A 22,681-nucleotide genomic window follows, 5' to 3' on the forward strand; every position below is an offset into this window, starting at 1 on the left:
CCGACACCCGGTAAGGGACTGCCGTCCACCGCCGCCTGCGGAGCGCGCAGGACTGCAGGGCGACCGCCGCCCACGGCGACCCGAAACGCCGACGGCCCCTCCGGGTGAACCACTGGGGTTCACCCGGAGGGGCCGGCCGCCGGCGGTCAGGTGTGCGCTACCCCTGGGGGATCCACATGGGGTTGGCCCACTCCGTCGACGGCGCCCAGAATCCGGCGCCGCCGGCGGAGCCTGCTCCGTTGCCTCCGCGGCTCAGCAGGTCGGATGCCCCGGCGATGCGGTCACCACCGTTGCCGCCGGCCGCGACCGGACGGTCGTCGCGGTCCGTGGGCTGGAACCCGACCGTGTAGGTGCGGGTGACCGAACCGTTGGCCGAGGTCACCTTGATGGTGCGGGTGGTGAACCGGTGCCCGGTCGACGACAGGACCGAGCTGCCGTCGGTGACCTTCACCCGCGCGCCGGACTGGGCCGGTACGGCGGAGAGGGCCGGGACCTTCTTGTTCTTCGGCCAGTCGACGACGTACGTGGACACGGCCGGGTCGAACCCGTCGATCGCGATGCCTCCGACGGTGATCGCCTTGGCGTCGGCGACGCTGGCCTTGGTGGCGTCGGTGTGGTTCGTCACCTTGACCGACCCGTCGGCGTTGACGACGACGTGCGCCGCCATCGCGGCCGCCAGGTTGATCCGCTCCCAGCTCGCTCCGCCGTCCGCGGTGAGGTCCAGCGGGGAGCCGGAGTCCGTCGCGGTCTGCTCGAGGATCTGGGTGCGCTGAGCGGTGGTCAGGTCCGGGAAGGCCGTGATGAGCAGGGCCGCCGCGTCGGACGGCGCCTTGAGGGCCTGCCCGGACTTCCCGACCTGGGAGAACCCGTAGTCCAGGCGCTGCGTGTACAGGTCGACGTGCTGCGCCGTGCTCAGGCCGGCGTAGGAGTCGCCCTCGCAGGCCTCGAGCGTGTCGCCGTAGCCCTCCTTCTCGCAACTGGCGAGCAGCACGTTCTCCATCTCGGTGTGGGCCTGGGTCAGCAGCTTCGCGAAGTCGGGGTCCGCCCACCGGTGCGCGACGGTGGCCTGTGCGGCGATGCGGCCGCCCATGACGTCGAGCGGGTAGTGGAACCCGAGGACGATGCGGTTGTCCCCGTACTCCGAGGTGCGGGCCAGGATCGACGGTGCCAGCTCCGGCAGGAGCGTGGCGAGGATGGTCCCCGCTTCGTAGCCGCCGTAGGTGTGGCCGCTCGGGTAGGAGCCGCTGGTGGTGAGGCTGCCGTAGGAACCGTCCTGCGACTCGTAGACGGCACCGCCGTCGCCGACGAACCCGAGCCGCACGTACGGGCGCTGGTAGCCGAAGTGGTCCTTCGCCGGCCCGCCCTTGTCGAGGCCCTGAGTGACGCGGGAGAACAGCGCGCCGGTCTTCGGCAGCCGGCCGCCGTTGAGGGCGTCCAGGTAGATCTGTCCGAGCCGGGAGCCGAGTCCGTCGGCCATCGTGACGGTGGAGCTGTTCGTGGCGTCGACCTCGGCCCGGTCCACCTCCTTCTGCGTCGCCGCGTTGTTGATGCGCACCGCGATCCGGTCGTTCTCAGCGGTGGGCGGGGTGCCGCCCGGCACCTTGGTGTTGGCGGCAAGGATGTCGGAGTCGAGGTCCTCGAAGCCGTTGAGCAGGCCGTAGAAGTAGTCGGTCCCGTCGCCGGTGCCCGGCCACTTGTCCGACGCGTAGGTGGCGTTGAGCGTGTCGTCCGGGAAGGGGGTCGGCTCGTACGCCGGGTCGGAGGCGTCCGCCGCGGCGGTCGCCGAGGTGGTCACCGGGACGGTCGCGGCGGTGTCGTCCGACGTTCCGGCCAGCGTGACCGCGGTGACGGTGGCCGCGTGGGCCTTCGCCTTGCCCGTGGTCGTGAGCAGCGTCGTGCCCGCCGTGGCGGGGACGTGCGCGGTGGTTCCGTCGTCGAGGGCCACGGTGTAGCCGATGATCGGGAATCCGCCGTCGCCGGCCGCCTGCCAGGTCACGCGGACCTGCTTGCCGTCGGTGATCACACCCGTCACGGCCGGCTTCTGCGGCTTGCCGCCGCCGGTGACCACGGGTGCCGTGGCGGCGCTCCGCTGGGAGGTGCCGACGGCGTTGACCGCCTGGACGCGTGCCGTGTACGACCTGCCCGACCGCAGCCAGGTGAAGGTCGTGCTCCGGCTGCCCGGATCCTTGATCTTGATCTGGTGGCCGTCGTTCAGGGTGATCTCGTAGCCGGTGACCGGTGAGCCGCCGGTGTCCTTGGGTGCGGACCAGGCCACGGTCACGCTCGTGCCGGACGAGGTCGCCGACACCGCGTCAGGCGCGGCCGGCACCGTCTTGGGCTTCGTGGTGAGCGCGGACAGGGCGTGGCGAAGGGTGTCGTACCGGGCGGTGAGGGTCGCGTCCGTGGCCGCGCCGTCGGCGACCGCGGTCTTCGCCGCGGCGAGTGCCCCGGTGAACGCCTTCCACGACGCGTCCGTGTAGCGGTCGTCGTCGAGGGCGGACGCGGTGGCGACCAGGTCCTCCAGCTTCAGCCGCGGGAGCGGGATCAGCTGGCCCGCGGCCAGGGTGAGGCTGCGCGTCTGCGTGTCGACCTCGAGCTGGGTCGCGTCATCGGCGGTGACGAGGATGCGTGCAGCGGCGAGTTCACGCCCGTACACACCGAAGTCGATCGCGTCGTAGCGCTCCGCGTCGGCGGAGAGCCCCTCGTACTGCTCGATCGCCTTCTGCAGGGCGGACTTGTCCGTGACGGCGGGCGTCTCGACATGGTTGAAGGTGATCCGGCCCAGGTTCGCGACGTACGGGTGCGAGGAGTCCGGGTTCGTCGTCAGCCGCAGGTAGACGGTGTGCGTGCCGGTGATCGCCTTGGGCAGCGTCACGCTCGTCGTCCCGCCGGACGACCACGCGGATCCCGTGACCGGCAGCGGCACGGTCGCGTACGGCGTGCCGGGGTTGGCCGTGTCGAAGGAGTCCAGGTAGAGCTGGACGGCGGAGCCGGTGCCGCAACGGGCGGAGTTGTTGACGTAGGTGATCGTGACGGTGCTCTTCGGGGAGGTGCCGAAGTCGACGTCCCCGTAGTTGAGCCACGCCCCGTTGTAGGTGCCGCCGAGGTCGGTGGTGGAACCGGAGCCCGTCCAGCCGACGGGCTCGCTCTTGAGGCCGCCGCCGCTGTGGGAGCGCCACGCGGTGGCGTCGAAGCCCACGGGGGCGTCGGCGGTCTGCGTCAGGGCCAGCGAGTAGACGTTGCCCACGTAGGGCTGGGAGGCCGTCTGCGTGCTGGAGACGAACGCCGCGTACACGTCCTGGACGCCGGTGAAGACGCTCGGGTCGAGGTGCACGCTCGTGGTGGCGATGGTTCCCCAGCCCGATCCGCTGTAGTCGAGCGGGATGTCGACGCTCTTCGCGCCGTCCTTCGAGCCGAGGTGCAGCTCGATGTGCGAGTCCGACGCGGCCCGCGACTGGGGCTTGTCATAGCGGACGGTGACGGTGTCGGCGCCGCTCTGGAGGTTCGTGTCCTTCCACTGCGCCCACGCGCCGTTCGTCACGTTCTCGAAGATGCCGTTGCCGAGGTTGAGCGGCAGCGAACCGTTGCCGGTCGCGGTGCTGTTGACCGCGGTCAGCGTGGCGAGCGTGGTGGTGGGGGACGTCGAGACCTCGTACGGCGAGAACTGGTACCAGTCGAAGTTCGACACCCACTGCTGGCCCGACGGGGCGTGGAACACGAACGTCGCGCTCTTCGCGTCCAGCAGGGCGTCGGCGTCGGTGACGGCCGCCTGCACCGTGGAGTAGTACTGCCAGCCGCCGGTGCCGGGGAGCGGGACGGTGGCCACGATCGGGCCGTCGGCGGCGCCGGCGTGGATGTCCACGCTGCTCGGCTTCGCGTTCGTCGCCTGCGAGTTCGCGTAGCGGACCGAGATGGTCCGCGGGGCGACCCCGCCGAAGTCCAGCCTGGTGAACCGCTCCCACGACCCCTCGGTGACGCCACCGAGGTTGCCGTCGGAGTTGTTCCGCTCACTGACGAGGCTGGGGCCCTCCTTCTGGTCGGGGCTCTCGGCCTGCAGGACGGCGTAGCCGCCCTCGTCGATGGTCAGGGCGTCGATGGCGGTCTGCAGCGCGTCCTGCGCGGCCATGATCGTGCCCGTCGCGGAGGCGGTGTCCGCGAGGACGGTCCGCGCGCGTTCGAGGGCCGACCGGAACAGGTTCCAGGAGCCGTCGGAGTAGTTGGCGCTGCGCACCACGGACGCCTGGTCGACGAGTGCGCCCAGGGCCTTGCGCTGCACCGCGGCGGCGGAGACGAGGAGCGGGTCCGTCGGGGATATCCCGGTGCCGGTCACCGTCGAGGCCCGCACGCCGTGCGCGAAGGCCGCGTCCCGGAAGGTGATGCCGAAGCGCGCGTCGACCTTCGTGGTGCCGGTGAGGGACAGCGTCGCCGTGCGCTTGTCACTGACGCGGAGGTCCGCCGTGACGCCGTCCGGCAGGCCGGTCACGCTCGCCGCTCCGGTCTTGGTGAGGCTGGTCCCCTTGCGGGCGTCGAAGGACGCCGGTCCGGAAAGGGTGAGCTTCACGCTGTCGTGGAGGGTGCCGTCCTCGTCGGTGTCGACGGTGCCGGGGTGGGCGGAGAGGACGGTGTCGCCCTTGTCCGTGCCCGTGTCGCCGTCACCCGTGTCGCCCCCGTCGGTGTTCAGCGAGTACGCGGGCTCCGTGTGGGCGCCCCACTGGGAGGGCTTGGAACCCATGGTGAAGTCCAGGGTTCCGCCGGAGATGATCTGGGAGTAGTCGAGCCACGTGTTGTCGAACCGCTTGCCGTTGAGGGTCGCGCTCTGCACGTAGTAGTTGCTCGGCGACACGCCGTCGGCCTTCACCGTGAACCGGGAGCCGTTGGCGTAGCTGATCGTCGTCGAGTCGAAGAACGGGCTGCCGATCTGGAACTGGCTGGATCCGGCGGTCACCGGGAACAGGCCGAGCGCCGCGCCGACGAACATGGTCGACATGGTGCCGGCGTCGTTGTCCATGGTCGGCAGGAAGCCGTTCGGGGAGAGCTTGTAGACCTGGGTCTTGACCGGCGGGGTGAACTGGCCGCCGGAGCTGGGGGCCTCGTTCGTCGAGCCCGTCGCGATGTAGCGGTTCCAGGTCGTGCCGGTGTAGATGGCGCGCACCCACTTCTGCGTCAGGCTCGGCTCGCCGACGTAGTTGAAGAGGTAGGGGGCCTGGAGGTCGATCTCGTTCGCGTTGGAGTGCAGCATGGTCGAGCCGTCGTCGACGGTCGAGTCCTCGCCGAACATGTGCTTGACCGCGGCCTTGCCGGCCTTGTCGCCGCCCATGGCCTCGATGAGGCCGCCCATGTCGTACGCGTCGTACCAGTGGTACTGCCAGAGCGTGCCCTGGTAGAGGCCGGCCGCCTCGAACTTCTCGTAGTCGGCGCTCTGCCAGTCGCCGTTCGCGGCGCGCGGGGTGAGCAGACCGACCTTGGTGCCGTCGGCCGCGGTCCAGGCGCCGGACTTCACGAGGTTGTCGATCGCCATCGTCGACTGGGTGCGCAGCTTCTTCGCGTCGTCCTTCTTGCCGAGCGCGTCGGCGACGACGGACAGCGCCCACTGGTCGTAGCCGCGCTGCACGGTCGTACCGGGGTCACCGGTGACGTACCCCTGCCGTAGCTGCGCGCCCGTGTAGTAACCGGAGTACGACAGCAGCGCCGGGTACGCCTCGTCGAGCCGGTCGAAGTTCTTGTAGCCCTTCGACAGCGCGTCGGCGACCAGCACGGCCGAGCGCTCCCAGCGCACGGTCGGGACCGAGTGGGTGAGGCTGCCGAGGCTCTTGCCGGAGGTGCGCTGGTCGGCGAAGAGCACGATCAGCGACTGGATCATGTCCCGGTACGTGGCCGGGTCGATGTAGGACTCGACGGAGTACTTGCGGAAGTCGTCCCAGGTGGACCAGCCGTCGTAGTACGTGAAGCCGTTCGCCTTGTGCACCGCACCGTCCGCGCCGCGGTACGTCCCGCTGGTGCTGGTGGCGTTCACCGGCAGCGCGTACATGCGGTACAGGTGCGTGTAGAACTCCTTGGTGAGCGTCGACCCGGGGTCGGACTTCACCGAGGAGCGCACGTCGACGGCACCGAGGGCCTTGTTCCAGTCCGCCTTCGTCCGCGCGCGCGCCTGGTCGAGGGTGAGGTCGCCCACCTCGTTGTGCTGGTCGGTCGTGGCCTGCTCGGCGCTGATCGGCGACAGCGTGATGCGCAGCTCGATGTCGTCGCCCGCGGCCTTGTCGAACCCGAGGACGGCGCCGGTGTCGGACCCGTCCTGCGTGGTCGCGTCGCTCAGCTTGCCGTCGTTGCCCCAGCTCTTCAGGGAGGTCACGGCGACGTTCGTGGTGGCGGCGTAGTACAGCTTGTACGAGGCGCCGTTGAACGAACCCGCGATGAGCCCGGTGATCGACGTGGTCCCGTTCGGGAGCGTCGTCGCCTTCATCGTCGAGCGGGTGCGGCTGGTGAAGTTGTTCGCAAGGTCGAGGACGAGCTCGGGGTTCGACCCGGCGGGGAAGGTGTACCGCTGCAGCGCCGTGCGCGTCGTCGCGGTCATCTCGGCCTTGATGGTGCCCGGGTCCTGCTTCACCGACGACGCGGTTCCGGAGATGGCCCCGAGGCCCACCTGGTACGAGCCGGGCGTCGCGCTCTCGTCGTCGTGGCTGTACGCGTGGGCGTACGTGCCGGCGGCGGGCCGGCTGTCGTACTGCACGGAGGTCGGGACGACGAGCAGGTCGCCACCGCCTCCGGAGCCGCCGACGCCGTCGAGGTTCGTCGCGGTGAACCCGGCGATGTGGTCCTCGTTGTAGTCGTACCCGGTGTGGTTCCGGTTCGGCGTGGTCAGCGGGTTGACCTTGGCCAGGCTGTGGGGCGCCTGCGCGCCCGGCAGGTCGTTGCCGTCGTCGCCGGCGGTCGACACGAACGGGTCGACGAGCTTCGTGTAGTCCGTCCCGCCGGACCCCGTGGACGTGGTGGCGACGGGCACGGCGGCGGCCGCGCCGCCACCCGCCAGCGCGCCGAGGCCGAGCGCCCCGGTGAGCAGCGCGGCGACCGTCGCGCGCAGTGGCCGGCGACGCCCGCTCGCGGTTCCCGGAAGGACCGCGCGGGGCAAGGGGGGATGGGATCTGATGGACACGTAACCTCTCCAGCGTCGCAATACGCACGCACGGTTCGGCCTCACCAGAAGACAACGTTGTCAGCCCGGAAACGCCGGGCGTGCAACCCAGAGCGAGACGGTAGTGGACGAACGGCATCGCAGCCGCCGCTTTCACGACCGTACGTCATCAGACACGGGGAAGACGTACGGAAGGCAAACAGAATTCGTACGGCACGTGCGCGCCGGGGGCCGCGAGGGCGACACAACGGCGCGGCGTACGGCAGGGCGTGAGGACTTCGGCCGACGACGGGTCAGAGCGTAGCGGGGCGAGGCCGTCCTGTACACGTCATCCGAATCCAGGTCCTTCGCCACTGGCGAGATCCGCGCCCCCATCTCGCTGCCCGACTGCGTTGCTGCCGTTTCGACACTCATTCGACTGCGGCAGGTTGTGCGACGCGCTTGACTGATGCCGTGGAACGTGTCGAAGGACCGGTCGCATGGGAACCGCAGCGTCATGCCGTCGGCACGAAGTCCCGCGAGCAGCGCTGCGCTTGGGCCCGCTGACTGACGCTCGGCCGGAGGCCGTCAGGCGGCTGAAGGGCGCCAGGGTTCAGCTCGTCGACCTGAGGCGGGGTTCTTCGTCGTTCGGCTATGGTCACCACAGCTGCCGTACTTCTGCGGTGCAGGGCGTCGAACGGACGTTGAGGAGATCGGGGCATGTGGTTCGATGACTCCGCCGGCGTGAACCGTGTGTGCATCGAACGGCTCGGCGAGACGGCCGGCCCACAGTTCGCCGCCATGGCCCGCCGTGGCTTCCAGTTGGTCCGGCCGACCGACGATCTCCAGGCCACCGGTCAATGCCGCCTCGGCGGCGCCGCCCTGCTCGAACCGGGCACCCCCTGGCCGGAACAGAGCGGGGTTCCGCTGTCCCTGCACGCCGTGCTGGACACCGATGCCCTTGCTGCGTGGCTGGGTGACGAACTGCCCCTACGGCCCGGGCTGCTCAACTTCTTCTACCTCGATCCGGACGTGCCGTACGAGGAGTACCGAAGACTGGATGCGTCCGGACCCGAGGCGTACCGCGTGATTCCCGCCGATCCGGCACGCGCGGTCGAGACGCAGGCACCTGTGCCGGCGAGAAGCTATCCAGCCGTACCCGTGCACGCGGCCGAGCTCACCATGCTGCCGGACTGCTGGGATGTCGAGGACGATGACGTCGGGTTCGACAGGCAACAGCACTGGGGGGCGGCATCGCTCATTCTCAGCGAGATGGGAGATCTCGACGGGAACACCGCCGGCAGCCACTGCGCCTTCGGTTGGCCGGACACTTCGTACACGGTCACGGTGACCTCCCGCGAGGACGGTGGCCCCGCGGTCCATCTGCTTCAACTGGCGGAGGACGCGGACCTCGGGTGGGGCTGGGGGGACGCGGGAACGCTGTACTTCACGATCCCGGTCGGGGCGTTCGTGACCGGGGACTTCCGCCAGGCCGTGGCGAAGGTCCACTGCTGTTGAGCCGGTGCCGCCTTGGCTCACGCTGCACCGAAACCCACTGAACCCACCGAACCCACCGAGGCCGGCGGGTCACCACCGTGAGCCGTCTTGCGCACCCTCCCTCTCGTTGACTTGTCGCAAGGATTGACGCACGATGTTGAGACAAGGCTTGAGACATAGAGGGCTCATGACGAAGGAGGGTGGCTGGATGCCCGAGCAGTCCGTGCGTCCGGCGGATGTCGAGCAGGCCGGCGTGTGGTTGGCCCGGCACGGCCTGGTCGACGTCCGGCCGACGCCGCTGTTGGCCACGCGTCTGGCGGTCCGGCGCGGTGCCCGGCTGGCCGCTCAGGTCCTGCTGGCGGCGTTCATCATCGCGGTCGCCCTTGTCTACACGACCGACCGGCGTGGCGGCCCGGTTGACGGCCCCGGGTCGTACCGGGAATCGTCGTTGCTGGTCCTGACGGCGGTGGTCGTGGGGTTGGTGCTGGCCCAGTCGCTGCTGGACTGGTGGGTGCGGCGGGTCGACCGGCGGGCCGGCGCGACGTTGCCGCGCCGGGCGGCCCACCCGGTCCGCCTCGGCTGGCGCACCGTGCTCGGCCGGCCGCGTGCGGCATTCGCGGTTGCCACGTTCGCGGGAGCGTTGGTGCCGGCGGTCGTCGCCCTGACCGTGCGGGACTCCACCGCGCGGTACGCGGGCCTCGTCCTGCTGATCGGACTGTGCGGGGTCGCGGTCGGTACGGCGGTCCAGCTGCGCCACATCCTGACGCACCCGGTCGTGGCCGACGACAAGGTCTCGCTGACCGCCGACGTCATCATGCGGGTCGAGGACGCCCGCGAGGTCGCCACGCCAACCGTGGTGTGGCTGCTGCCGATCGTGTCGGTGTTCGATACCGCGCTGGGCTGGTGGAGCACCGCCTGGCTCGTCTTCGTCGCACTGAGCACCGTCACGCTCGCCCTGATCACCAAGCGCACCGCGCAGAGCGGCACGGTGGCGCGGCACGTCACGAGCGACCGGTGAGCCGATGATCGTCATCGACTCGGCCTCGCCCGTCCCGCCGTTCGAGCAGCTCCGCGCCCAGCTCGCCCGGCAGATCCAGGACCGCACACTGGCCGTGGGCACCCAGCTGCCGACCATGCGCCGACTGGCCGCGGACCTCGGCCTGGCCGTCAACACCGTCGGCCGGGCCTACCGGGCGCTGGAGGAGGCGGGGCTGATCGAGACCCGCGGACGGGCGGGCTCGTTCGTCACCGCCGCCGGCGAGCAGGGACGCGAGCGGGCACGCCACGCCGCCGCCGAGTACGCCGCCGTCATCGCCGCCGTGGGCATCGACACCGACGAGGCCATCCGCATCATCCGAGCGGCGCTGGCCAACGGCGTGGCGGCATCGCCCTCTTCACGCACCTCGGTTGAGTGAGGGGCCTGCCTGACGGGGTCCCGGCCCGCCGTCACGCTTTGCGGGCCAGGACCAGGCGCGCGTACGGGGCACCGTCCGGGCGGTGACCGAAGTCGGGTACAGCGGTCGTGCGTACGGTGAAGCCCGCCGCGGTCAGTTCGGCGCGCACCGCGCGGAGCGGGAAGGTGCGGTAGTACATGACGAAGGTCGGCCGCCAGACCGCGTTCCGTATCCGCATCGCCGCGTCGAAGCCGGCGGGTATCCAGTAGCGCCGGGAGGCGATGCGCGGCGGTGCGAAAACGGGGAAGGCGAAGAGCCCGCCGGGCCGGAGGGCGCGGTGCACCCCGGCGAACAGGGCCGGCCGCTCGGCGGCCAGGAAGTGCCCGAAGGCGCCGAAGCTGACGGCCAGGTCGAACTCCGCGGCGAAGGGCGGCTTCCGTGCGTCCGCGCGTATCCACTCCGCGTCCGGGTGGGCACGGCGCGCCTGCGCGAGCATGCCGGCGCTGAAGTCCACGCCCGCGACCCGGCCCCGGCACAACGGTTGCAGGACGCGCAGGCCCGCTCCCGTGCCGCAGCACACGTCCAGCCCGTCACCGAACGGGCCGAAGGGACTCAGGGCGGCGGCGGTCGCGTCGAGGATGCGGTCCGAGGTGCGGAACGGCGTGTGGTCGAACCTCGGGGCGAGCAGGTCGTAGCCGCGCTCGACGGACGACAGGGCCTGCACGGCCAGCTCACGCAGGGAGGGGCCTTCGGGTGAGAACACCGGTCCAGGGTAAGGCCGTTCAACCGTCGTGAAAGGCGGCATCACCGAAGCCGAGCGCTGCGGCCGTGGCTCGACCGGGCGTCAAGAAGCGGCGCGGCGCCGGGCCGGCGGTCCCCCCTCCCGGATCCGGGCTACGTCTGCTCGTCGGACTGCTGGCCGGCCTCACGTCCACCGGCGCTGACCAGCCCTGTCTCGTAGGCGACGATGACGGCTTGGACGCGGTCGCGGAGTCCGAGTTGGGCGAGGATGCGGGCGACGTGGGTCTTGACGGTCGCCTCGGCCAGGTGGAGGCGGCTGGCGAGTTCGGTGTTGCTGAGTCCGCGGGCCAGCAGGCCGAGGACCTCCAGTTCGCGGGGGGTGAGCGAGGCGAGGTCGCGGTGGAGGGCGGCGGTGTCGCTGCCGCGCTGGGTGAAGCGCTGCACGAGGCGGCGGGTGATGACGGGCGCGAGGCGGGCGTCGCCGTTGCGGACCGTTCGGACGGCCGCGGTCAGATGCTCGGGGGTGACGTCCTTGAGGAGGAAGCCGCTGGCGCCGGCGGACAGTGCCGCGTAGACGTACCGGTCGAGGTCGAACGTGGTCAGGATGATGACGCGGGGTGCGGTGGGGGCGCCGGTGAGGATGCGGCGGGTGGCCTCCAGGCCGTCCATCTCGGGCATCCGGATGTCCATGAGGACGACGTCGGGCCGCGTGCGGCGGACCGCTTCGACGGCTTCGGCGCCGTTGGTCGCTTCCGCCACGACGTCGATGCCGTCGGCGCCGAGGATCATCCGGAACCCGGTACGGACCAGGGTCTGGTCGTCGGCGAGGAGCACACGCAGCGGCTCGGTCACGGCGTCTCCAAGGGGATCAGGGCCTCCACACGGTAGCCGCCGGTCATGCGCCGGCCGGTGGTCAGGGTTCCGTCACCAGACCCTGCACGGCGGCATTGACCGCCGTCAGCGTGGTCGAACCCGGGTACGGGAAGTCCTTGGCCATGCCACCGAACAACAGTACCGAGGCGTCCGCGGACATCCGCGGATACAGCGAGGCGACCACGGTCGTGTAGTCGACGATCTTCGTCGTGGCCAGCGTCGTCGCCGTGGCGACGTCATAGGTGCGGGCCGTGTTCATGTCGCGGACCATGCCGACCAGAGCCACCCGGTCCACGTGCCGCACCGGCTCGAGCGCGGCGGCGATGCCGGCCGGCCGGCTCAGGTCGAGCGCCAGGCCCGTGACCGTACCGCCGGTCTCCGCCACAAGTTCCTCCGCCACTGCGGTGGCGCGTTCCTGGGTGCGTCCGGTGATCAGGACGTCCGCGCCTCGCCGCGCGTACTCCGCGGCCAGTGCCCGTCCTGTGCCCTGCGTGGCTCCGACGACGACTACGGTGCTCAATTCTGTTTCCTTCGGGTGTGCGACGTGCCGCTTGCTCTCCGGCCGTCAGAGTTTCGGTCCCTTGACGGCGTAGAGGAGGGTTCCGGTTGCGAGGAGGGTGATGGCGGTGATGGTGTCGGTCGGGGTGCCGGGGGGCTGGAGCATCCAGGCGCATACCTGTCCTTGCGTGCCGGTGGGCGGTGGGGTGAGGAGGGCGCAGGTGAGCCGGACGGTCGGCAGGGTCCCACCGTGGTGCGCCCCGCACACCACGGCCCCGAGTGCGGTCAGGCCGATCAGGCCTGCGGTGTTGCGGAGGATGACTGTGGTGGGGGCGAGTTCGGTTCCCAGCGCCTGCACTGCCAGCAGGGTCGCGGCGGCGACGGTGCCGATGAGGAGGATGCGACCGGCTCGGCGGGGTGCCCAGCGGATCGCGGCCGTCCTGTCCAGCGCGGCGTCCTGCTCGCCCAGTCCCACCGCGGCGGCCGCCACGTGTGCGGCCGGGCCGCTCGACGAGTCGTACCGGCGTACGTCGCCGTGGCCGGCCGTGCGGCTACGCCACCGCTGCGTGGACGAGCAGATCGTCGCCGAAGCCCCGCAGGAGACCTACCTGGCGGTGTGGCGCGCCGCTGCGGCATTCGCAGGGAGTGCGGCCGGTGGGTCGGACGCCCCGCGGTCGCCTTTGGCCACCGGACGGAGAAGGCGTTCCTCGTCGAGCTCGTCCAGTGCTTTCCTGCGTGATCTCACACCAGCCAGACGCCAAGTGGGCCGCGCAGGTTCTGCGTTGACCGTGACCTGCGTCATGGCCCCGGACGAGGGAGGGCGTGAGCGCCCGGTGCGCCGGCATCCGGGGCCCGGACGCCGTTGATGGTCAACCCAGTTCGCAAGCCGCCTCGTGCAGCAGGTCCGCCAAGGATGCGGCCGCGGTCACCATCGGTACGTGTCCGCTGGGGAGGGACCGCACGTGGGCGTTCATCCGCTCGGCCAGGAACCGCTGCGTCCCGGGCGAGATCATGCGGTCCTTCTCCGCCACGACGTACCAACTCGGCAGGTCCCCCCACAGCGGGCGTCCCAGTGGCGTGCCGATGCACACTGCTGCGATCGGCCGTTGCACGGCAGCCAGTACCGCCTGGTCCTCCGGCGAGGCGTCCTGAGCGAAGACCTCCTCGAACGCGGTGTCGGGAAGCCACACATAGCCGTGCGCGTCGGGTTCGAGCGCGGGAGCCCTGGGGTCGGGCGCCGCCCGGTGGAAGACGTCGGCGACGGTCTCCTTCTCGGCCGGTGTCAGCCCGGTCACGTGCACCAGCCCCGTCACCTGGTCGCTTCGCACGGAACTGATGACAGCGCTCGAGTACGCGTGGCCCACCAGGGCCACAGGGCCGGCCGCCACCCGCTCGACCGTCCTCTCCACCGCCGCCACATCGTCCTCGACGGAAGTCAACGACAGCTGCGCGGCGTGGCATTGCACTCCCTTCGCCCGCAGCGCTGTGATCACCCGGGACCAACTGGACCCGTCCGCCCAGGCCGCGTGGACCAGAACCAGCGATGCCTGCTCGCCCTTCCTGGGATCCGTGGTCATTCCGTCCTCCTCTCCGATCTGCGATTTCCGGCGCTCATCCGGCCATCCCTGATGCCGCCCAATTCATCGGATTTCCATCGCCCATTCTTCGCCTTCGCTCAAAAAGTGTCCACACAAGGGAGATCTCAAGCCGATCGGTGGCTCCGCGCCATCCGGCAGAGCCCGGTCGGGCAGTCGTTCGCCACTGTGGACGGCACAGGGATGCTCTGCCGGTCCGTCGGCGTCGCGTCCGGGCCGCGAACTGCGATGTGCGTGCCATTCGGATGGTGAAACCCGGCCACAAGTAAATCGAATGGAATTATCCCCAGGCATCCGCACAGCGGCGGACTGGGGCTGCAACACTGGGCCCGTCGGCCCGATGCTCTTCCGCCCGCAAGGCGGCCGTACTGCACGTGGCGTCGGGACGGTGGCCACCCAATTGGCAGGTCGGCCGTCAGGAGGGAAGGCATGGGATCGCGACGAGGGACATTCTCATCCAGTGGCGCGCCTGCATGATGCGTGATGTCTTCTTGTATTCGCTGCGCGTCCGGTCGTAGGACGCTCCGCGATGCCATCTGCGGATCAGCACCGAAAACGAAGTGAGGCAGCAATGACCGAAGCATCCGGGATCCAGGATCACGGCACCTACGACGTGATCGTGCTGGGAGCCGGCCCGGTCGGGCAGAACGTCGCCGAACACGCCCGCGCCGCGGGACTCTCGGTGGCCGTGGTGGAACGGGAACTGGTGGGCGGGGAGTGCTCGTACTGGGCGTGCGTGCCCAGCAAGGCGCTGCTGCGCCCGGTCATCGCCGTCGCCGACGCGCGGCGGGTCGACGGCGCCCGGCAGGCCGTGACCGGGTCGCTGGACACCGGCAGGGTGTTCGCCCGCCGGGACCACTACGTCACCGACTGGGACGACACCGGCCAGGCGCGCTGGGTGAAGTCCATCGGCGCCGACCTCTTCCGCGGCCACGGCCGGCTCGACGGGCCGCGGAAGGTGACCGTCACCGCGACCGACGGCGCCCGCCACACCCTTGCGGCGCGGCACGCGGTCGCCATCGCCACCGGCAGCCGCCCGGTGCTGCCCGACATCGACGGCATCGGGGAAGCCCGGCCGTGGACCAACCGGCACGGCACCGACTCCAGCACCGTCCCCAGCCGCCTGATCGTCGTCGGCGGTGGCGGGGTCGGGGTGGAGATGGCCACCCTCTGGCAGGGCCTGGGCTCCCAGGTCACCCTCCTCGCCAGGCGTCCTCTGCTCCCCCGGATGGAGCCTTTCGCCGGCGAGCTCGTCGCAGCCGGGTTGACCGACGCCGGAGCGCAGGTCCGCATCGGCGTCCGGGTGACCTCCCTGCGCCGCCCCGACCCCGCCGGGCCGGTCACCTGCATCCTGGACGACGGCAGTGAACTGGAAGCGGACGAGATCATGTTCGCCACCGGACGCGCCCCGCTGACCGACGACATCGGTCTGGACACCGTAGGCCTCACCCCGGGGTCCTGGCTGGACGCCGACACCACGTGCCTGGTCCGCGAGGTCCCGGGCGAGTGGCTTTACGCGCTCGGCGACGTCAACCACCGCGCCCTCCTCACCCACCAGGGCAAGTACCAGGGGCGCACCGCCGGCGACGCCATCGGCGCGCGTGCCGCCGGCCGTCCCCTGGACGACGCCCCGTGGGGCGACCACGCCACCACGGCCGACCAGCACGCCGTACCGCAGGTCTTCTTCACCGACCCCGAAGCCGGCGCCGTGGGCCTGTCCGCAGCACAGGCCGCGGAGGCCGGTCTCCCCGTCAAGGTCGTCGACCTCGACTTCACCGCCGCCCAGGGCGCCAACCTCTACGCCGACGGCTACCGCGGTCACGCCCGGATGGTCGTCGACACCGACCGGGAGGTCCTGCTCGGGGTGACCTTCGTCGGCCACGGCGTCAGCGAACTGCTGCACTCCGCGACCGTCGCCGTCGCGGGCGAGATCCCCCTCAAGCGGCTGCGGCACGCCGTCGCCTGCTTCCCCACCATCAGCGAGATCTGGACCTTCCTCCTCGCCGCGTACCACCGCGACGGTGACTGACGCCGTTGTGCCGGGCGCATGCGTTCACTCCTGGAAGGGGGATCGCGGCGCGTGACGCCCGGCCCCGGGCACCGAATAATCCTGCTCGGCCCGCCTCCCGCGCGGCTGTCCTCCCGGGATGCCTCTTCGCCAGTACGCCTATTTCGCGCTGTTCAGCCGGCATACCTCGGCAGATGAGATGACCGCGCACCTGGGCATCGCTCCTGACGAAGTGTCCATTCGCGGCAGCAGACGCACCACACCGAGAGCGATTCCGGTCAACCACTGCTGGAAGGCCGTCTGCCGGGAACCCGACCTGTGCGTCGACGAGCAGATCGCCCGCGTTCTCGACAGGCTCCAGCCCCATACGGACCGCATCGCCGACCTCGCCAGCCGCCTGGCCGACCACGGCGGCTGAGCGGTTCTCCAGGTCGTACGCCATTTCCACGACACCGACCCTGACCAGCCCGATCACGCGGATGCCCCCAACCTGTTCGGCTGGCATCTGGACCGCGACGTCCTGGACTTCCTCAGCGCCACGGGCGCCGAGCTCGACGTGGACGAGTACGACATGACCGGGGACGACGAGGACGGCGGCTGAGCGCAGGGAAGGCGGACGCAGCAGGACCACACGGGCGGCACCCGGTCGCCGGGACCGGGGCCCCCTGAATCGCCCGGCCGTCCCACGGCCGGACGGCCCGATCGTGGCACCGACAGCCCCGCCCACGTCTGGATGAGCAGGAATGGCCGCCCGGGCCGATCGTGAGAAGACTGGTGCGGTGGCCGTACGAGGCCGCACCTCCGGGCGTCGCCGAGGCCGTCCGGTGCCGTGACAGCCTGGATAGGAACCGGATCATGAGCCTTGAGGTTGCGGTCGTCCGCGAGGCGGACGACGAGATGGTCGAGGCGTTCACCCGCCTGCTGCCCCAACTGTCCCGCAGCGCCGCGCCGCTGACCCACGAGACGCTCCGACGGCTCCTGGCCGCCGAGGCGAACACGGTGCTGGTGGCGCGGGTCGACGGCCGTGTCGTCGGGACGCTCACGCTGGTCCTGTTTCCCCTCCCGACCGGGATGCGGGCCTGGATCGAGGACGTGGTGGTCGATGAGGCCGCCCGCGGTTACGGCGTCGGGGCCGCCCTCACCGAGGAGGCGGTGCGCCTGGCCGACGCGGCGGGAGCCCGCACGGTGGATCTCACCTCGCGCCCCTCGCGGCAGGCGGCGAACCGGCTGTACGAGCGGCTCGGCTTCGAGGTACGGGACTCCCGCGTCTTCCGCTACGCCCTGCAGCAGTAGTCACGGCGGTTTCCCGTACGCCGTCGGGAACCGTACGGTCCCGGCGTACGTCGTATCCGCCATGATCAAAGAACCCGGACGACGCCTGCCCGGCGCCACGTTGCTCGTCCTCCCGCTCGCCGCGCTGCTGCTGTCGTGCTCTGCCCCATCGGACACCGGCACGGACCGGGCAGCCGGCGGCACCCCCGCGCCGGCGGCCGCTTCGGCGTCCGCGTCCGCATCGGACGCCGAGCCGGCGGGACCGGTGGAGAAGGTGCGCGACGCCTTCGCCACCTTGCAGGCCACCTATCACTCCGGCTGCACCGCCACCACGTCCCGGGGCGAGTGCGAGTACTTCCTGACCCGGGTGCACGACGAACTCGTCGAACTCGACGCCGCGATGAAGGCCGATCCCCAGGGCCCCGGCCACTTCCGCGAGCCCCTCGCCTGGATGACGGATCTGCGCGACCTCCTCGGCGCGGACACCTCCTTCGAGAACCTCAAGGCGCACCAGGACGAACTCGTGGCGACGCGCGACCGGATCAACCGCTGGATGCAGGGCCACCCCGAGGACTACCGCTGAGCCGCTGTTCGGACAGCGGAGGGGTGCTGAGGGGGTCAACGCCGGAAACAGCCGTACGTGCCGCGCCGTCCTCAGCCTCCTCGCCGCCGCCGGCGGCCGTGCGCCTGAGAACTCGGTGGCGTTCCGGGGCGGGAGTCGGAAGGCTTGCGCGCATGGTTTCGGTCTTGCAGAACGTGGCGATTGACTGTGCGGATGCCTACGAGTTGGCCCGGTTCTGGAGCGGGGTGACCGGGCGTCCGCTGCATCCCGAGGACAAGCCGGGTGACCGGGAGACTCAGGTGATGCTCGCGGAGGGCCCGGTGCTGTACTTCAACCAGGTGCCCGAGCCCAAGAAGGTCAAGAACCGGATCCATCTGTGTCTGCGCCCTGAGACCTCGCGCGAGCAGGAGGTGGAACGGTTGCTGGGCCTCGGTGCCATCATGGTCGCCGATCTCCGGAATCCCGACGGCTCTGGCTGGGCGGTCCTTGCCGACCCTGAGGGCAACGAATTCTGCGTCCTGCGCAGCGACTCCGACCGAGCCGCGATGCCGACGTCCGCCTCGTAGCGGACGGCGAGGAACCGCTGCCGTACGCCTCAGCCCCGGTGGCCGGCCTGCGGCGCCGTGGCCAGGGCGGCGTCCAGGAGGACCTCGGCTGCGGCCCGGGCCGCAGCGGCGGCGCCCGGGTCGCCGTCCATGCGGACCGAGACCGCGCACCCGTCGTAGAGCAGGTGCAGACGGCGGCCGAGGGTCTCCGGGTCGGGTACGCCGGCTTGCCGGGCGAGGTCGGTGAACAGGCCCCGTACCCATGCCCGGTAGTCGTTGGAGGCCTGTTCGGTGCTGCTGCCCGGCTCGGCCTCCGCGCTCGCCGCGATGAACGCGCAGCCGCGGTAGCTGGGGCCCTTGAACGACTCCGACAGCGCGTCGAAGACGCCCAGCAGCCGGTCGCGGGGGTTCTCGAAGCGCTCGAGGGCGGCCAGGAGGCGGGCGGAGGTGGCGGCGTGCCGGGACTTCAGGTAGGCGTGGACCAACTCGTCCTTGCTGCCGAACGTGTTGTAGAGGGAGGCCTTGGCCACCCCGGCGCGTTCGATGATCCGGTCGATCCCGACGCTCTGCACACCCTCGGCGTAGAAGAGCTCGTTGGCGGCGGACAGCAGACGCTCGCGTGCCGGAGCCTTGACCTCGGCGCGCGCGTCGTGCGCCCTGGTGCCGTCGGCAACCATCGCAGCCTCCCTGCTGGTTCGTGCCATCTTCCGGGCCTCGAGGCTCACTTTAGGCAATCACGGGTCGCGAACGGCTGCTGCGCCGTTCCGTCAGCAGACCGAGCAGGGCCAGCAGTGCCAGGACGATGACGGCCGCGCCGTACTCGCGGGCGGTGGCGAGCAGGCCACCGGCGTGGACGACGAGGTAGCCGGCGATCACCGACGGCACTCCCATCCCCAGATAGGACACCACGTAGAGCAGGGACAGCACTCCGGAACGTTCGTGGGCGGCGGTCAGCGGGATCACGGTGCGGATGCCGCCCTGGAAGCCGCTGCCGAAGCCGATGCCGGCGATGGCCGAACCGGTGAAGAACAGGGCGGGCGAGCCGTTCTGCACCGAGACCAGGGTGAGGCCGACGCCGACGACGAGGCTGATGATTCCGCCCACCATGACGCCGCGGGCGGGTGCCGTACGCAGGACGAGGGTGGCGGCCGCGGCCACCCCGGCCAGGACGAACAGGGCCAGTCCGCCGTAGACGGCCGACGTGGAGTGGGTCAGGGTCCGCACGAGCGCCGGGCCCAGGGAGGCGTAGAAGCCCGCGAGGGCCCAGACCGCGAACAGGACCGGGGCGGCGTTGAGCACCGCGCGCCGCACGGTCCTCGGGAGCTTCACGTCCGGGACCAGGGTGGCGAGCGCGCCCGGGGTGGGTGTGAGGGTCTCCCGCATCAGGACGACGCCCAGTGCCTGCACGGCCATCACGACGAGCAGGGCCAGGTAGACCAGGTGTGTCGGCGCGGGAAGGTACTGCACGAGGAACGCCGACGCCAAAGAGCCGGTGGCGGTGCCGAGACCGGGGGCGAAGGAGTTGGCGACGGTCCCGCGGCGGCGGTCGATGTCCAGCATCCCGGCCCCGATCGCGCCCAGCGCGGCACCGGTGGACAGTCCCTGGACCACCCGGCCGACCATCAGTTCCGGCACGCCGTGGGCCGTCGCGAACACCACCATCGCGGCCGCCTGTGCGGCGAGGGCCGCGAGCAGGACCGGGCGGCGGCCCAGGTGGTCCGACAGCCGTCCCAGGGTGAGCAGTGAGACCAGGACCGCGATCGCGTACACGCCGAACACCAGCGTGGTGGTCACCGGACTGAAGCCCCACTCCGCCTGGTAGACCGCGTAGAGCGGGGTGGGGGCGCTTGAGCCCGCCAGGAATGACACGACGATGGACGCCAGGAGGTAGAAGGCCGCACGCTGAGGCAGTACGCCGCCTGCGACGCGCCCTCTCCGCTTGGGCGCTGCCGAGGTCAGCGGGGCCGGGCCCCTTGTCTCCGCGCCGACCGGGCCGGTATCGGCCGCCGGCGTGGTGACCACGTTGCCGCGGTCCTGCGAGGTGGGCTGCTCGGGCATGCCACCGTCCCCATCTTGAGTAGACCGGTCTGTTCATTTTCCCTAGACAGATCTGTCTAACGCTGGTGTGATGCGTTTCCTTCCCGCCACCCCGACCGGATTGTCGGCCACCCGCGGGTCGCCCGGTGGAGGCCCGTCTCCAGGCGCGCCCCGGATCCGGCCGTGCGCGCGGGGGCACGCGAGGCGGAGCGCCGACCGTCGCCGGGCCGTGGTGCGCGGCGCGACACGCCGAACGGTATGTCCGGGGACGCTGAATATGTGTGCTCGCGAAGTGAGAAATTAGCGCGACGCGCGATGAGGTTTCTCACACGCCAGGGCGGTACCCGGTTATTAACCGTGCACAGCCGATCGCGCCATGCTACTCTCGAATAAGTTGCAGTTGTGGTTCCCAAAATTCCGGTTCATTTGCTGGCGGGGCAATCATCGCGGCGACGCGGGGTCCGTACAGTACGGATTCCGGGCACTGCCCCAAAGGAGATGCACCACATGGCTACTGGCACCGTGAAGTGGTTCAACGCGGAAAAGGGTTTCGGCTTCATCGAGCAGGACGGTGGCGGCGCCGACGTGTTCGCCCACTACTCGAACATCGCCGCCCAGGGCTTCCGCGAGCTGCAGGAGGGCCAGAAGGTGAGCTTCGACATCGCGCAGGGCCAGAAGGGCCCCACGGCCGAGAACATCGTTCCCGCCTGACGCCGAGCGCACGCATCGCAGCTGGGGCCCGCACCTTGGGTGCGGGCCCCAGCTTGCTGCACATCAGGACGCACCCTGCCCTGGTGACGCCGTGACGACCTCACTGGTCCCACGATTTTGAGGGTGCCGCGATCCCGCCGGCAACGGACGTTCCCGTCAGACTCCGGATGCACATCCGTCAGAGCTCCCCGACGCCCGTACGTAACCCCGGTCTTTCGGACGCGGACCAGATCACACCACCCGTTCGGCGCCTCGGCCCGCGGCTCCCGCCGGCTGAATTCGCCATCGTATTTGCTTGGCCCATTCTTGCGATTCTCCGTCCTGCTCATCGCAGCGGAATCCCTTGATGCGGCCGCTTCAAGGAAGGTTCTGCATGAGCCGTACACGTACGAACGACCGTTTCACCGACCCGAGCCGTTCCGGTGGCCGACGCCGTCGCCCCGTCGCACCGCAGGGGGAGTTCGCCCTGCCGGACACGGCGACTCCGGCACTGCCCGCCGCCGGGGCGTTCGCCGATCTCGACATGCCCCGGCCGCTGCTGGCCGCGCTCACCGCCGAAGGCGTGACCGTGCCGTTCCCGATCCAGGCGGCGACCTTGCCCAATTCCCTCGCCGGCCGTGACGTGCTGGGCCGCGGGCGGACCGGGTCCGGCAAGACCCTCGCCTTCGGCCTCGCGCTGCTGGCCCGCACCGCCGGACAGCGCGCCGAACCCCGGCAGCCACTGGCCCTGGTGCTCGTACCCACCCGGGAGTTGGCCCAGCAGGTCACCGACGCGCTTGCCCCCTACGCCCGTTCGATGGGGCTGCGGCTGGCCACCGCGGTCGGCGGGATGCCGATCGGCCGTCAGGCCGGCGCGCTGCGCAGCGGGTCGGAGGTCCTCGTCGCCACGCCGGGCCGGCTGAGGGACCTCGTCGAGCGCGGCGACTGCCGCCTGGACCGGGTCGCCGTCACCGTCCTGGACGAGGCCGACCAGATGGCCGACATGGGCTTCATGCCGCAGGTCACAGCGCTGCTGGACCAGGTGCACCCCGAGGGGCAGCGCATGCTGTTCTCGGCCACCTTGGACCGCAACGTCGACCGGCTGGTCCGCCGCTACCTGCACGACCCTGTGGTCCACTCCGTGGATCCCTCCGCAGGCGCGGTCAGCACGATGGAGCACCACGTGCTGCACGTGCACGCCGCCGACAAGCACCAGGCGACGACCGAGATCGCGGCGCGGGACGGTCAGGTGATCATGTTCCTGGACACCAAGCATGCCGTCGACAGGCTGACCGAGCACCTGCTCAGAAGCGGCGTCCGCGCCGCCGCGCTGCACGGCGGCAAGTCGCAGCCGCAGCGCACCCGGACCCTGGCCCAGTTCAAGACCGGACACGTGACCGTACTGGTGGCGACCAACGTCGCCGCACGCGGGATCCACGTCGACAACCTCGACCTGGTCGTCAACGTGGACCCGCCCAACGACCACAAGGACTACCTCCACAGGGGCGGCCGCACGGCCCGCGCCGGCCGGTCCGGCATCGTGGTCACGCTGGTCACGCCCAACCAGCGCCGCGACATGGCCCGTCTCATGCAGCACGCCGGAATCCGCCCGCACACCACCGAGGTCCACCCGTCCGGGGACGACCTGATCCGCATCACCGGCGCGCAGACCCCCTCGGGCATCCCGGTCGTCATCACCGCACCGGCTGCCGAACGCAGGGACGGCACCCCCACCTCCCGCGGGGGGCGCAGCCGTGCCACCGCTCAGGACCGCCGCACCGGCCGGCCGGCACGCCGCACGGCCCAGCGGCGGCCCGCCTACGACGCGGTGGCCTAGGCCCTGTCGTCACGCCGCCCATCC

At 70.8% G+C, this 22,681-nt stretch carries 17 protein-coding genes and 2 pseudogenes; 11 read left to right on the forward strand and 8 right to left on the reverse strand.

The genetic code is table 11. The features are described from left to right. Positions 1-157: 157 nt before the first annotated feature. Positions 158-7,126: a glycoside hydrolase domain-containing protein gene (locus ACFYYN_RS31065; RefSeq protein ID WP_500548399.1), complete on the reverse strand. Its 6,969-nt coding sequence runs from the start codon at positions 7,124-7,126 to the stop codon at positions 158-160. 702 nt (positions 7,127-7,828) lie between these two features. Between ACFYYN_RS31065 and ACFYYN_RS31070 the strand changes: the two genes are divergently transcribed. From ACFYYN_RS31070 to ACFYYN_RS31080, 3 genes are all read left to right on the forward strand, one after another. After that, on the forward strand, positions 7,829-8,626 hold the full coding sequence (locus tag ACFYYN_RS31070; RefSeq protein ID WP_500548400.1) for a DUF1963 domain-containing protein: 798 nt from the start codon (positions 7,829-7,831) through the stop codon (positions 8,624-8,626). A 187-nt stretch (positions 8,627-8,813) separates the two neighbouring features. Beyond that, positions 8,814-9,623: a hypothetical protein gene (locus tag ACFYYN_RS31075; RefSeq protein WP_500548401.1), complete on the forward strand. Its 810-nt coding sequence runs from the start codon at positions 8,814-8,816 to the stop codon at positions 9,621-9,623. Between the two features lie 4 nt (positions 9,624-9,627). Next, the gene (locus tag ACFYYN_RS31080) at positions 9,628-10,020 is read left to right on the forward strand and encodes a GntR family transcriptional regulator (RefSeq protein ID WP_500548402.1); all 393 of its coding nucleotides are present in this window, start codon (positions 9,628-9,630) and stop codon (positions 10,018-10,020) included. 31 nt (positions 10,021-10,051) lie between these two features. Here the strand turns inward: ACFYYN_RS31080 and ACFYYN_RS31085 are convergent, their stop codons facing one another. The 4 genes from ACFYYN_RS31085 to ACFYYN_RS31100 all read right to left on the reverse strand — a co-directional run bounded on the left by ACFYYN_RS31085 (position 10,052) and on the right by ACFYYN_RS31100 (position 12,601). Further along, complete coding sequence (locus ACFYYN_RS31085) at positions 10,052-10,762, reverse strand: class I SAM-dependent methyltransferase (RefSeq protein ID WP_500358818.1); 711 nt, start codon at positions 10,760-10,762, stop codon at positions 10,052-10,054. 131 nt (positions 10,763-10,893) lie between these two features. After that, on the reverse strand, positions 10,894-11,592 hold the full coding sequence (locus ACFYYN_RS31090; RefSeq protein ID WP_500548403.1) for a response regulator: 699 nt from the start codon (positions 11,590-11,592) through the stop codon (positions 10,894-10,896). A 61-nt stretch (positions 11,593-11,653) separates the two neighbouring features. Next, the gene (locus tag ACFYYN_RS31095) at positions 11,654-12,133 is read right to left on the reverse strand and encodes an SDR family NAD(P)-dependent oxidoreductase (protein WP_500548404.1); all 480 of its coding nucleotides are present in this window, start codon (positions 12,131-12,133) and stop codon (positions 11,654-11,656) included. A gap of 45 nt (positions 12,134-12,178) precedes the next feature. Then, complete coding sequence (locus ACFYYN_RS31100) at positions 12,179-12,601, reverse strand: hypothetical protein (RefSeq protein ID WP_500548442.1); 423 nt, start codon at positions 12,599-12,601, stop codon at positions 12,179-12,181. Here ACFYYN_RS31100 and ACFYYN_RS31105 point away from each other — a divergent pair. Next, a pseudogene (locus tag ACFYYN_RS31105) lies at positions 12,552-12,773 on the forward strand (hypothetical protein); the annotation flags it as partial. The gene ACFYYN_RS31100 and the pseudogene ACFYYN_RS31105 overlap by 50 nt on opposite strands. 207 nt (positions 12,774-12,980) lie before the next feature. On the opposite strand, the gene ACFYYN_RS31110 reads toward ACFYYN_RS31105, so the two are convergent. After that, positions 12,981-13,688 (reverse strand): alpha/beta fold hydrolase, encoded by a 708-nt coding sequence (locus tag ACFYYN_RS31110; protein WP_500548405.1) that lies wholly within the window; start codon positions 13,686-13,688, stop codon positions 12,981-12,983. 589 nt (positions 13,689-14,277) lie between these two features. On the opposite strand from ACFYYN_RS31110, the gene ACFYYN_RS31115 reads away from it, so the two are divergent. From ACFYYN_RS31115 to ACFYYN_RS31135, 5 genes and pseudogenes are all read left to right on the forward strand, one after another. Further along, positions 14,278-15,735, forward strand: a complete 1,458-nt coding sequence (locus tag ACFYYN_RS31115; RefSeq protein ID WP_500548406.1) for a dihydrolipoyl dehydrogenase family protein — start codon at positions 14,278-14,280, stop codon at positions 15,733-15,735. A gap of 118 nt (positions 15,736-15,853) precedes the next feature. After that, positions 15,854-16,315 (forward strand): annotated as a pseudogene (locus tag ACFYYN_RS31120) (DUF4279 domain-containing protein). A gap of 173 nt (positions 16,316-16,488) precedes the next feature. Further along, positions 16,489-17,007 carry a GNAT family N-acetyltransferase gene (locus ACFYYN_RS31125; RefSeq protein WP_499516318.1) on the forward strand — a complete coding sequence of 173 codons (519 nt, stop codon included), beginning with the start codon at positions 16,489-16,491 and terminating at the stop codon, positions 17,005-17,007. Between the two features lie 61 nt (positions 17,008-17,068). Then, entirely contained in the window at positions 17,069-17,569 is a 501-nt protein-coding gene (locus ACFYYN_RS31130; RefSeq protein ID WP_500548407.1) for a hypothetical protein, read from the forward strand. A gap of 152 nt (positions 17,570-17,721) precedes the next feature. Then, positions 17,722-18,114, forward strand: coding sequence for a VOC family protein (locus ACFYYN_RS31135; protein WP_500548408.1), 393 nt, complete (start codon positions 17,722-17,724; stop codon positions 18,112-18,114). 29 nt (positions 18,115-18,143) lie between these two features. Here ACFYYN_RS31135 and ACFYYN_RS31140 read toward each other — a convergent pair whose 3' ends face one another. Then, positions 18,144-18,770: a TetR/AcrR family transcriptional regulator gene (locus ACFYYN_RS31140; protein ID WP_500548409.1), complete on the reverse strand. Its 627-nt coding sequence runs from the start codon at positions 18,768-18,770 to the stop codon at positions 18,144-18,146. A gap of 49 nt (positions 18,771-18,819) precedes the next feature. Further along, positions 18,820-20,151 carry an MFS transporter gene (locus ACFYYN_RS31145; RefSeq protein ID WP_500548410.1) on the reverse strand — a complete coding sequence of 444 codons (1,332 nt, stop codon included), beginning with the start codon at positions 20,149-20,151 and terminating at the stop codon, positions 18,820-18,822. Positions 20,152-20,637: 486 nt separating this feature from the next. On the opposite strand from ACFYYN_RS31145, the gene ACFYYN_RS31150 reads away from it, so the two are divergent. Continuing rightward, positions 20,638-20,841, forward strand: a complete 204-nt coding sequence (locus tag ACFYYN_RS31150) for a cold-shock protein (RefSeq protein WP_030224351.1) — start codon at positions 20,638-20,640, stop codon at positions 20,839-20,841. A 373-nt stretch (positions 20,842-21,214) separates the two neighbouring features. Beyond that, positions 21,215-22,657 carry a DEAD/DEAH box helicase gene (locus ACFYYN_RS31155; RefSeq protein WP_500548411.1) on the forward strand — a complete coding sequence of 481 codons (1,443 nt, stop codon included), beginning with the start codon at positions 21,215-21,217 and terminating at the stop codon, positions 22,655-22,657. Positions 22,658-22,681: the final 24 nt, after the last annotated feature.

The sequence above is a fragment of the Streptomyces sp. NPDC001902 genome (assembly GCF_042891295.1).
Classification (GTDB): domain Bacteria; phylum Actinomycetota; class Actinomycetes; order Streptomycetales; family Streptomycetaceae; genus Actinacidiphila.

Excerpts from the sequence above, each read along its gene's own strand:
- ACFYYN_RS31075 (WP_500548401.1), top strand. The coding sequence starts at position 8,814 with ATGCCCGAGCAGTCCGTGCGTCCGGCGGATGTCGAGCAGGCCGGCGTG.
- ACFYYN_RS31130 (WP_500548407.1), top strand. The coding sequence starts at position 17,069 with ATGATCAAAGAACCCGGACGACGCCTGCCCGGCGCCACGTTGCTCGTC.
- ACFYYN_RS31080 (WP_500548402.1), top strand. The coding sequence starts at position 9,628 with ATGATCGTCATCGACTCGGCCTCGCCCGTCCCGCCGTTCGAGCAGCTC.
- ACFYYN_RS31145 (WP_500548410.1), bottom strand. The coding sequence starts at position 20,151 with ATGCCCGAGCAGCCCACCTCGCAGGACCGCGGCAACGTGGTCACCACG.
- ACFYYN_RS31155 (WP_500548411.1), top strand. The coding sequence starts at position 21,215 with ATGAGCCGTACACGTACGAACGACCGTTTCACCGACCCGAGCCGTTCC.
- ACFYYN_RS31070 (WP_500548400.1), top strand. The coding sequence starts at position 7,829 with ATGTGGTTCGATGACTCCGCCGGCGTGAACCGTGTGTGCATCGAACGG.
- ACFYYN_RS31150 (WP_030224351.1), top strand. The coding sequence starts at position 20,638 with ATGGCTACTGGCACCGTGAAGTGGTTCAACGCGGAAAAGGGTTTCGGC.
- ACFYYN_RS31140 (WP_500548409.1), bottom strand. The coding sequence starts at position 18,770 with ATGGTTGCCGACGGCACCAGGGCGCACGACGCGCGCGCCGAGGTCAAG.
- ACFYYN_RS31135 (WP_500548408.1), top strand. The coding sequence starts at position 17,722 with ATGGTTTCGGTCTTGCAGAACGTGGCGATTGACTGTGCGGATGCCTAC.
- ACFYYN_RS31115 (WP_500548406.1), top strand. The coding sequence starts at position 14,278 with ATGACCGAAGCATCCGGGATCCAGGATCACGGCACCTACGACGTGATC.
- ACFYYN_RS31110 (WP_500548405.1), bottom strand. The coding sequence starts at position 13,688 with ATGACCACGGATCCCAGGAAGGGCGAGCAGGCATCGCTGGTTCTGGTC.